This is a genomic window from Candidatus Omnitrophota bacterium, from assembly GCA_028715415.1.
GTDB lineage: Bacteria > Omnitrophota > Gorgyraeia > Gygaellales > Profunditerraquicolaceae > JAQURX01.
Genome location: JAQURX010000002.1, coordinates 104,919 through 117,947, shown reverse-complemented (window position 1 = coordinate 117,947; position 13,029 = coordinate 104,919). Strand labels below are relative to the sequence as shown.

At 38.2% G+C, this 13,029-nt stretch carries 1 protein-coding gene (cut by both window edges); it reads right to left on the bottom strand.

Positions 1 to 13,029 carry part of the coding region annotated (gene galE, locus PHO70_01135) for a UDP-glucose 4-epimerase GalE (GenBank protein ID MDD5431584.1) on the bottom strand (this coding region is incomplete at its 3' end). The annotated region is longer than the window, extending 78,097 nt past the left edge and 33,446 nt past the right edge, so 13,029 of the 124,572 annotated nt are shown.

Genomic DNA, 13,029 nt, shown 5'->3' with positions numbered 1-13,029 from the left:
AAGATAATTAACTTTTCACTATCATTAAACTGCCGGCCTTCTTCTTTGGCTAGATATTCCCCATTCTTGCCAAAAGAAAAATACCCTCTTCCTGAGTTATAATACATTTCAAAACGGTTTAGAGTCGATGAAGGGCTTATTGCTTCCCCTTCATTAAAAGTTACGCTTTCAGGAGCTTTAGGTAACGAAAGTCCTAACTCTGCAAATCCATTAATCTGTAATGGTTCTTTGCCGACTTTAAATGGCATATAGCCGCGTAGATTACCAGTGCCTCTAATAATATTTCTTGCGGAGTCTTCAGTTAACTCTGTAAGCGCTTGGCAGGTAAAGAATTCTTTTAAGTGTTCCAAGCCTTTTGCAGACACGGCAATCAAATTTGCTCCGGGGCCACCTGCTCCAAGAGGCATAATTGCGATATTCTCTGCTCTTGCAGCTTGAATTAAGGTTTGAATTGGATCAAGCGTATAAAGGCTCGTCGTCCTTAAATTGTAGTCCTTATTAGCATCACGCGCTACCTTATAATCTTTATAAAGGCTATGGTTTACATCAAAAACTTTCTTCGCGTATTCAGCAGCATATATAGGTAAAGGCTTACCTTCATAACCAATAGTTTTCCCTTCATGTGCATCAAGCATAAGATTGCACCATCTAATACAAAGCGCATCCCTTATATCCACATAACGATTAAGAGTCTCAACAACGGTTAAGAAGTCTTTTTCTTTTAGGGCTTGAGTAAAGCGTGCAGCAAGGCCTAATTTTTCCTGATGAAGCGCAAAACCAATTTCATCTTTATCTCTTAATAGATCAGTCCACATCCAGTTAATCAATGCGGCAGTTCTTCCTACTCTGGCTTTTCCATCCTCATATTCTTTACCGGCTTGCACCAACATCATATGGTCTTCGATTGCAATTAATTCTTCATCCTCAAGAAGAGGTACAGAAAACGCGGCATAAGGATTATTCATTTTGCCATCTTTATCTTTAACCCCTGAAAGCCAGATATGCCGATAAGCATCCCCAACCATACAGCACAAATGCCCTTGGCCTCCTGTAAGGCCGTTAAATTCATCGTTTTCTAACTTTACGGCCAAGCTAAAGATATCCGCCATAGAAAGGTTTGCGCCAGAGAGCATACTGGCAGCGGCGATTAACGCAACGTTAAATACGTTAGAAGATTCCATGCCACCTGCTAAAGCCATAGGCGAAATAGATTCACAAATAATCCGGATTCCTTTTAAACCAAAGATATTTCTAAAAATAAACGCAGGGGCTTCTTTTTGTCCTCCAAACTCTTTCTTTACTTTTCTTCCTATTAAACGAAGGAATCCAAGCCAGATTCTAGTTCTAATACTATCCACGAAAATTATCCTGCAATCAGAAGTAACCTTCATCATTCTCTTTACGCTATAAGGACAGTCTGCGGTAATTCCGTAATCAGGAGCAATATATTCTATAGTTTCCAAATCAGTTGCTAATTCAAATCTTATTTTTACGCTAAAGTCACTGGCAATAGTCGGCGTGGAAGGAATATTAGATAAATCTGTTACGCCTAATTGAGTAAGAGCTTTCTGGAACTCCGGTAAATCCAAACTTGAACCACAACCATCTACTCCTCTTAAATGGCCCTTAATAGACAATTCGATTCCTTCTGTCTTAGCGCGCTCTAAAAGCTTACGCACTTCTTCAACAGAACGGGTTGTCTTAATAAGGCTCATATCCAAAGGCTTTCCTTGAGTAAAATGTTTTGGCCAGAAGAGAAGACCAGAAGTGGCGGTGGCAAGATTTTCCTTTGTAAATTCTTGCGTATCCCTCATTGCTTCAGCTTCATCCCTTATGCCTTTTTCAATATGGCTGATAAGCTCATGGTAAAGAATTTCTATTTGTTTTGATTCTGGAAGACTAAAGAAATACGGATGGAGATAAACTGTTTTTGCATCAATGTCGCATGCGGCGACGTTACCTTCTGTTTTGGAGAGGTCGTTGGTAATCTCTATTGATGCCTGCGGTGGAGCACGGCCAAGGAGTTTTTCTAGTTTTATTAATCTATCTTTAAGAATACTGTCTGCATCTGCGGGTTGAGCCTGCTGCGCAAATTGATCGGGAACGCTTAAAGGATAAGCATTCTCACGTTGTCCATTTGTTTTACCTCCGTGCACATTATTAATAGCTTGTTTTATTAAATCTTTATACTCCTCGGCATTATCATTCTTTTCGCCATTTGGAAAATTTGTACCAAATAACGTATAGAATCCGTCTGCAAATTGTTCTTGATCTCTATTGTATAACCCAATAGCTTCATCTAAATCCATAAAGATATACTCTTCTATTTCAAAATAGGCTCTAGCTTCATTTATAAATCTGGATCGCATATCTTCTTTTAAATTATCCCACTCTGCATCATCTATATTCGCAAGAGTCTTAGCTTTCATTAATATCTCAACATATTGATCATCGGGGTCCATTTGCCAAAATCGTTTGAGTTCCAGATTCTTTTCTTCAAGCTCTTCCTTCTGAGATAAATCCAAGAAACAAACATAAACAGCTTTATGTTCTCGATTAATCCCGATTCCCGGATCTTTGACATCCGCTCTAAAGAATCCTTCTGTTTTAACTAACTCGTATTGATTATCACGAATACCTACAAGTAATTCTTCCTTTGCTTGAACATCTCGAGCCTCTGCATAGCTCTGTCCAAACTTAACCTGGCCACCTAAAACATCGCTACATAAAGGAGAAGACTCTTTAAAACGCGACCTTCTTCCAAGAACAATTTCCTTTTTTATCTGGCCTGTAACCGAATCTTGGCCAACGATAACTGGTAATATTGAAACGCTTAAATGCCATGTTCCTTCTTTATGGGCATCTTCTCTGCTGATACTTCCAATAATGTTTCCATTGGCATCTGCTTGCACAAGCAACTCTTCCTCTCGACAATCAAGAGTATTGAATTGACATTTCAAACCAGTTTGCGCGGTTGTGAACGAATAGGTTGCCGGTTTGACTCCACCAATAGCTATAGAACTTTTGGCTTCTTGCAACATAGCTCTTTCATCGGAGATTTCATTTAAGATTTTCTCTACAATTTCTTTATATCTAGCCTCTTTCAAAAATACCGCAACAAAGCCACTCTGGCCTGCTCCCATAAATTTAAAACCATAAATAAACTCTTGAAGTCGTTGGTCTGAAAACACCTCTGTCATCTCTGGAGAAATTACACCCGGGACAATTTCATTAAATTGGCGGCCTGCTCTTATTGCTAATTTTGCTATTCCCTCAATAAGAGCTTTTTCATTATGTTCCATAGCAAATTGTTTAAATAATTTCTTAGAATAATTTAAATCCGATCTCCCAAGTTCTAAAATATTCATAAATTTAGGATCTCTTCTGAGATATCCCTTAAACAATTCTGCCAAAATATCGGCCGCAGTGTGCCTGCCACCTGAATAATAAAGCACAATATTGTCCTCTAAGAGTCTTTCAATATGCTTGAGAGATTCATCATTAGGAATATACTTACGGATAGAATCATTAAGTTTAGTAATCGGGCATCCTGAAGGAATATTTAGATAATGCAATCCTGGAGTTAAGAAAGCATCCTGCCATCCACCCAGAGAACCAAGGTTCATTTCGATCAATGAAGCATAAAGAGAAATAGTCTTAATATCGTACTGCTTAATTCGGTTGGTAATTGTTAAGAATCCGTAAACTAATGCTCCTGCCAGAGTCACGCTTCCGCCTAAGCCACTTTGAGGAGGTAGAAAACTTTGTACTTCAATTTCCAAGTGATGCCCAAACGAACCCAATGTTTCAACCAAAGACATGCCTTCTTCTGGAATGATTCCTGTTAACCTTAAGGCCTCTATCACATAACGTGCCTTATCATTTGAAAGATCAGATAACAATGTTTGAACATCGTAATAATGTCTTTCAAATCTAGAGAAAATATGTGATTTTTCATCTTTAAGCTCGCGCTTTGCAAGATTATAACGAGTACCGCTTATTGTAATACGCTCCGGCTCTCCTTGTTTTCTTTTTGGGGTACGAAATATAATTCGAAAAGCGGGACAAATCGATCTTTGTTCGTCAAAGTTTTTAAGATTAACGCTAAAGTTTACTACTTCGCGATCGCGTTTTGCACGAGAATAAACAGGCAAATCTAAGGCCAAGTCGTGTTGCAAGTCTATTCTTGCGGAAGAAGTTAGTATTAATTCTTCACCTTCCATCTCTTCATTAAAAGTCAATCCTTCAGTAACTGCCAAGCTTGGAAGCTGAGAAAGTTCTTCTTTCATCTCATCTGTAATATTCTGATAAACTCTCCGGATATACGCAGAGCTTAATTTTTTAGACTCACCATCTTCATTCATGCCATAGAGATCAGCTAAGAGTTGTGAAGCGCGCGCCTTCTTCATATTTGGAGTTGATTCTGCATTCGCATATATCTCTAAGGCTACTAAAAGATGTTCCCGAGCAGCTTTCCCGTAACCTTTCACTAATTCAAATAATGGGGCATCGCCATCTCTAATAATTTCATCTATAACCGCATAAGCATCTGGCATTTCTTTTGTAGAAAATGGGGATACGAAAAAGGTGCCAATTTCTCCTGGATACATACCTTTTAAATCAAATGTCATCTCGGGGGTAGACTCTAAAACAGTTATTACGTTTTCATTCCTAAGAGCGTCTTGAACACGCTCAAATGAATATCCTTGCAATAAACGCTTTTTCCCCATTCTAAATGTTTTTATTTTTCCTTGTTTCTCTAGCAATAATAACTCTTCTTCACTGCCAAAATAATACTGAACCCCATGAAATTCAGTATAAATACGTAAAACATCCCCATCTTTATCAATTTTTTCATTAAACTCAATTTTCCTTTGTTTGCCCGTATCTGGATCAATTCCGTATAACTCACTTGTAAGATTTCCTGCTTCTAATAGTTCCAAAAGTTTTTGTGTTACATCAAAACCATTTTCTCTAAGCAGTTTGATTAAATCTGCTGGTTCCGTTTTAGCGCCATTTAACAAAATAAAATTAATCGCACCATATAACTGATCTGCATTCTTATTAATAGAAATGGACCTTCGTTTTCGAGCTGTATAGATTACAAACTTTTGAAATTTTTTGCCATCATTCTTGTCATTTTCTAGAGCAACCCACATAGTCGATTTACCAGCCCCTGAACCGCCAGAATAAATATAAAATCTCTTTCCTTGCTCTTTCATCAAACGGATAAATTCAAATGTTACCTGCTGGACATTGGACTCCTCTTCTTTTTTAGTTTCACCAAAGACATTAACGAGCTCATAATCATATTCTCCTCTTTTTGTCCACCACCATTTTACTGCTAATTCTAATCGATCTCTCCATTCCGGCCATTTGCCGCCTTTAACACTAAATTCACCTTTTTCTCTTCTTTTTAAACGCATAGAATGTTGATTAAGAATCTCTCTAGATATTTCAGCAAACGGATAATTTGATTCCCGAATTAAACCTATTATTTCTTGCTCCAAAAGAGTATCTTCCATTGCTTCAGCTTCATCTCTTATGCCTTTTTCGATGTGGCTGACGAGCTCATGATAAATGATTTCGATTTGTTTTGATTCAGGAAGTGTAAAGAAATACGGATGGAGATAAACTGTTTTTGCATCAATGTCGCATGCGGCGACATTGCCTTCTGTTTTGGAGAGGTCGTTGGTAATTTCAATTTTTGCTTCTGGAGGAGCTCTGCCTAAAAGCTTTTCTAACTTAGCTAATCTATCTTTTAAAACAGTGTCGGAATCTACGGGTTGGGCTTGCTGAGCAAATTGTTCAGGGACAAGAAGAGGATATGTTGCTACTCTATTTGTATCATTAGATTCTGCCGGCCTATCTAATTCCGCATAGATTCTATTATCTGGAAATGATCTTGCTCTAGGAGCTTTTCTTAAACTTTCAAATAAACTAGGATCGAGCTCTTGAACAGTACGGCGCAAACATACTTTATTATTAATCCAAACTGGTAAAATAAACCGCAATGGTTTAACATTTATACGAGAGAGCATCCTTGAATCATTAGACAATGAATTATAATTAAGAATTGCATTAACAAAAACTCCTGAAAGCTTAATATATTGATCTATAAATTTATTGGTATCTTTAATACCGCTCTGCAATCCAACCAATTGTTTCTCTTTTTTGGCTTTCTTATCCTGGTCATTCTCCTGTTTAATTTCTTCAGACAACTTTTCAATCACGTTTATGAATTCCGCTGATATACTCTTCTTAACCTCTCCGACTAAGCTTATTTTAATTTCATCAGGTAGCTCACTATAGAAATTACTCCAAACTTCTCTATCCATAGACAAAACTTCCGGACAACCAGGAACCTTTATGCCAAATACAGCTAACAAATCCTGCATCAAGGCTGGCGCACGGTATAAAAACTTCCACTCTAACATTGCATCATCGTAATAAATAAGCTCTTTTAACCGCAGTAAGGAGATAGTCATCATCTGCTCTTTTTCAAATTTGCCGTCTTTGTTCTTCAAGACTTCCCCTACCTTAACTAACCTACCTGAAGTTATTCCGCTATCTCCAAGGTGTTGCTTCTGCCTTACTAACAAAAATCCTCCGGTTTCTTCTGCTGCCAATTCTCCTGTTTCTCCGGATTTTTTAGCAAAGGACCCGTCAATCATCCAGATTTTCCCTTCAGCCAGTTTTGCTGGTTTACCTGTCTTTTCATCTCTTGCAATATGGCCAAGAATAATAGTTTCTACCCCAAAAACCTCACAAATCTTTTTGGCAATTTTTCTATTGGCTGCTTCATTCTGTAAACAAAGGTAGAGCTTATCACCTTCTTTGTCATCTCCAAAATCACTATCCTCTAACCCGTAGAGTTTTTTCAAACTCTCTTTAATTTGTTGCGGAGTATAAACTACTTCTTCAGCAGCATACTTTTTAGGATCGTTTAACCGTGCTTTCTCAGCATTTCCCGACTCTTCCATTTCTTGCTCTTTATTTCGGGTAAGAAATGCATAGGCAACGTTATCCAATTCTTTGTCACCTTTAGAATACGTTATAATACGATTCTGTTTTCTGGCAAAAAGCGGAGAGTATTCGCTATCAGCTAAACGCAACAAGAATTCTTGCGCATCAGTTATGCAACCTTTTAAAGTAATCCCTCCCCAAAATTCCTTTTCGCGTCCACTAATTCCGCCAGCTCTATTAAATTCCTGGAAACGCTGTTCTATCAAAACCAAATTCTCATTTATGGTATCAAAATAATCTTTTAATGTATTTAGAGCTATTGGTTGGCCAAGCAAATTTACGGGTTGGCCTAAACCATTCATCGGAATATTTCCATGAAGCAGCATTACCTTTGGATAATCGCCAGGCTTATGAAAGACTACATCTCGCAATTCTTTTGTCTGCTCTATATCAGGTAACGGCCGGACTATCTGATAAACTCTTCCCTTAAGAAGATACGCTGCCAAATTTGCTACAGAATGCTGCTGCTGCCTTGATTTCAAGAATTCTGTCTTTACATAATTGAATATCTCTTGTTCATCTTTGGTTAAATCATTGCTCTCAACGCCAAAGCCCTTTCCTTTTAATCCCCCAAAGGTTGCCTTTACAAGCTGAAGCGAAGGCGGAAGGTTCTTGCCACTTTCTTCTAGTTTCTTTATCTCTCTAATTGCTATCTTAATCCAAATATTAAAGAAAAGTTGTTCTACTGCAGTATCGGGGCCTTTATATTTCTTTTTATCTTTCTCTAAGTCTTTCTTTAAATCTTCCCATACTCTATTATGATAGATTTCTTTACTCTTTGCTTCTATCCATTCCATATCAATTCCCAAATCCTTTAATATCACAGTAGTCATCGGATAGCGGTAGAGCGATCGCAACCACATTGCTAAGAGATAATCATGCCCCAAACAAGCGCCTAACGCCCAGAGCTCATGATCGCCAAGCGTAAAATAATCAACTAATTCCATAAGCTCCCATAACGCATCCCCGCGGTCAATCAAATCTCCATTAACGAAAACTGCTCTTCCGCTTAGAGTGTTAATAAAACGCAACAGCCCATCTACAGTCGCGTGCGGGTCAGAAAGTACGATCATCTCCGGAACCCTGGATAAAGTGTGATCTTTTGCTAAAGCCTTAAGAAGAGAAGAAAATAAATCCGGATTATATGTGGCTTCTTTTTTCCCTCCGGATTTCTTAATGCTCATGAGATTTCCAGAAACCACTGTGACTTGTTGTTTTCTCTCTTTGAAATATTGCACAAGTCCGTCTTTTCCTTCGATAGCCCCACGCCTGATTTTGTCTGCTCTTGTAAATTTATCGCTTCCTTCTTTCGAACCTTCCTCTCCCATAAGATACAGTGCTTCTTCGCTATTTTTATTAGAATCATTAACAATAGCATAATCAAAAAGTTCCGCGAAAGAATGTATACCAGCATGACTTTCTATCTGTTCAACCATGTGCACAAAAGGATTAGGGCGTGTCCCCATAGACATGGTTTCATTACAATAAATCGGATTAAAAGCAAAAATACAAATTACCCCTTTTCTTTTAGCTTTAATAAGAGCTTCAACAATCCCGCGAGGCATCAAATTACAAAGAATACTTGTATAGAAACTCCCCGGCCCAAACACAGCCATATCCCCTGCCTGAAGCTTTTCTAATTGCTTAATTACCGCGCTATTAGCATCCGGAACCTTTTTGTTGCTAAAATAAATCTTTTTCACTAATCCTAAATTCCTATCACCTGTAATATTATGTTGGTGTTCACGATCAACGTCTAAATATCGTTTAGCAATGAGAAAACCTAGTTCTTTATCAACGCTACTTAAGAAAGCCTGGCCTTCTTTGATACCTAACAGTTTAATAAAATCTTTTGTGGCTTCTTCTATCGCCTCTTGATACGATCTGCCTGAATCATACTCTTCCCAAAAATAAGCAAAATAAACCAGATGGCGGATAGCAAAATTACTATTAGGGCTCTCGTCTGCAAATTTCCTAAGAAAGGCGTTATTATCAAAATATGAACCAATTCTAATAAGCCGGGTGACGAATGTTGTGTATTCCGAAGAATCTATATTATAGTCTTTCGGGAAACCTTTTTTGTCCTTCTTGTATTGATCATATAGACTTTTAACTACTGCGTTAATTTTTTCCTGGACTTTACCTGGGCCCAAGATAATTTCTTCATCCATGATTTTCTGAACTACTGCTTGAGGCGCCTGGCCCAATAAAACTTTAGTTAAATCTCCGATAGCAAAGAAAGCTAGTTGCTTATTTTTATTCATCCATTCACGGATTTTACCCGTTCTTCCACCTTCATCAAAAGGAGTCAGAACTCTGATAAGCTGCCATTCTAATTTTTGGGCTACTTCAGAGAAGAAATTCGATGCTGAGCCGCCACAGAAAATCATGATTGTACGGAGACGCTTGGTACTCTCTTGTTTCATCAACTCAACTGTTTTGTCACTTGCTAATTCATCGGAATGGACAAACGCCGATGCTACTTGGGGCAAAAGATAAAATCCGCCTAATATAACAGCAAGGATAGCCAAAACTATCGCTGCGATATAACCAAAATCCTGATTATTCATGACATATCCAGCACCTAAAATAAGTGGAAGCGGGTTAAATGAAGCTACACCCCAAGTCGTATCATCATCACCATCATAATCCTCATGATCATCGTAATAGGAATCCCTAAACTCGCCTCTTTGAGCTAATTCGCTACAAATTTCATTTGCCTCATGCCTGATATTTCCTCCTAAATCCACGAAAACAGAAAGCATCTTTAATTTTAAGATGACGACCTTGTAATCCCTGATTCTTTTAGAAGTCTCAGTTTCAATATAATTCATCTCGTGCACCAACATCTTAAGAGTACGCGAGAGCTCATTAAAAACCTCAAGGCTGTTTTCGTCGCTTTCGCCTTTTGATATAGCACGCAATCTTAAAAGACGATCACAAGCGCATTTCCATGCATTTCTTACCCCATCAATATTCAACGTGAATTGGGCTACATAAGGAAGATTTGCCTGGCTAATACCAAATTCAATTGGCAACACCCTTAATACTTCTCCCATTTCAGATAACCGCGGCTGGTTGATAAATTTAACTATTGGATGCTCCGGATACAGTAATGCAAAATCATGTACTTTTGCTCTAAGCGGCTCTAACCCTAAGTAAATCGCAATCAGGCTGTCAAAACGCGCCATCGTCCCGGGTTTGTTTGCTTTCGCCGTCTCTAAATACTTATCAAGCTTCTGCCAATCATGATACATTGCGCGGGCAGTAAACTCAACGCTAAGGATACGATGGATATGTTTCATCAAAAATGATTGTAATTCCAATTCATCACTTAATATCGCTTCGCCAATATATAACTCCTGCGGAACCCCTTTATCATCTCTGCGCATAGCAAGATAGTCTCTACCGGCGCTTTTTACCACACGAATATCAAACATCGGCATATTAAAATTATTATTCCGCAGCATATAATTAATAACATCCCGCATTCTGGCAGCTTCTTCCCGTGTCGCTGGCCTTGAATTTAATCCGGTAACAGCATCTTGGCCCCATTGCGCAAAACACTGATAGCTTAGTAATAAAATTATCAAGCCGACTGATATAATAAGAAGAGTGATTAGAAGCGGAACTGGTGTAACCCAAAATCCTGCAGTACCTAAGCCTAACACAAAAGGATCATAACAAGTCATAGTGGTGACAGATCGGGCTGAATTATTTAATCTATGAACACCCTTTTCTTCCTCAACTAAAGCCGCAACAACCAACTCAATCTTTGCTTCTATTTCAGCGCCAAAATCGGTAAGTTTTCCGCTCCTGATAATTTCATTATCACAATATTCCTCATAATCTTCTACTAAATCAAGATTATCCATAGCAAACTCGGGGCTTTTTATCTCTGATGCCAAGTAAACAATTGCTTCATAAAAATCAAATTCTGCTCTAGCATCACCATTATCCTTCCACCAAGCAAAAAGTTTCTCTCTAAAAAGCTCTCTTGTTTCTCTTAAGCCAAATTTCTGTACAATTAATTGATACGGAGTTACGATAATAATTTCTTTGTATTGTGCGTTAAATTGCCAATATGAGCCATCCACATATAAAACCAACTCATTGTTATGATAAACTGCAATCCACTGATGAGCGCTATCTACAATGCCTTCTTTAAAAAACATTCCGGGAACAATTTCTAATCTGTCAGGAGTTATGCCACCTATAGGTAAATTAAACTTCTTAGATAATGCAAGTGCGATAACTTTGCAGCAAACCATGCATAAACAATATGGATTTTCAAACAACCCTTCTTTTTGCATTAATTCAAAGTATTTAGACTGTATTTGTGCAAGATACGCTGCAACGTCAATCTTTAAATTTCCACCATTAGGTTTATCTTTCAAGAACCATTCTTCGCCTCTTAAATCTATAAACCCATGTATTTGCTTCTCTGTTCTCCTATCATAGATTTCATAAGAAGGAACCAAAGACATGCCATAGAATATTATCTGCATATCAGCATCATTGGGGCTAAGCTTTCTTGAGCGGATTTGGAAACGCGCTTCAGTGCGGTCTGGGGCGTCGTGCAAACGATAACGTAAGTCAAAATATGGCTGCAATTCTTCTTCATTAGCATATTTACCCTCACAGATGATTACCATTCCACGTTTTAAATTAAATTCCTTTTTCATCATGGTCTTGGTTTTCTGGTCATAAGCGTTCTGAATGCTTAAAACAAAATTTTCTTCCCCTGACCTGCGGAAATGGTCAATATCCATTAACATTTCTAGAATAGATTGGTTATCAAAGAAATTCTCTTCTTTAAGATACTGCTGTTTCGCTTTAATCTTACCAACTAATGCGCCAACAATAGCCTCTTCATTCTCCGCTAACAGCCTTCCGGTAACAAGTTTCTGTATTGCTAAACGCCAAATCCTGTCTTTTAAGAACATATCAAGAGGAATAATGATTGAATCCAATCCCTGCTCTTTAAGATACCTTGCCACCTCTTCAGCGATTGTTGTTTTTCCTGATCCTGAACCACCATCGATAGAAACTAATGCCGTGTTTCCTGCAACCTCTCTGTTGCTAATCTTTCCCTGGATTTGCCTGCTCATTTCTCTGGCAACAGGCTCAAGCTTCATCCTAAAGTATTTTTCCTGACAATCAGTAAGAGGCTTTCCAGTCCTTGGGTCAATTGGTGGATGACCGTAATATCCGTGCGATTTTGCAAATTCATGGACACTTCGAGGGACAAATGCGCCATCTTGGGTGTTGCGGTAATATGTTGAAGAAACATTTAAATCTATATCCGGGTCCTTTATCAAAACAACATCCAATGGCATTTCAGAAGCAAATTCATTTTGTACTGTCTGCGCTATGCTTCTTAATTCTTCTATAGTTACGTTCTTGCCGTATTCACCTCTTTGAATAACCGCGAATGTGATATGATGTTTGGGATTTTTTCCAAAACCATATTTCTTGAACATTTCATACTGCTGGCGCATATACTTCCACATCCTTGCTTCGTTTTCTGCGCCAAGCATATAATAAATCCTCATCTTTCTATCGGCATTAAGCTCCAAGAAACGATGCATGTCTTCTGCGCCTTCATAGCTTATATTTTCTTCACTACCAATATCCGTATATCTGACTAATGGGAACATTCCTTTAATAGCCTCATTAACCATGAAATGCCTGTCTTTAATTGACACACGCTCCGAAGCTAAAAGGCCTTTATAACTAATTTCAGATTGAACTCTTAATATTACGGTATTTAGATTTAAAGCATTTAATCCCATCAAAGAAATCAACACATGCCCCCAGTTAAGAGGATTGCCTGTAATTGCAAGAAAACCAACATTAATTTCATTCTCTGTATCATTTAAGCGCTCGTCTTGTCTTTCTGCGCCGTATTTCATAAGCTTTAAATTTGCAAATGGATTGATTGTTCCATTCTCAGCTTTAGCCGCGATTTCCTTAAACGTCCTTTCTGCGGCGTGATAAAAT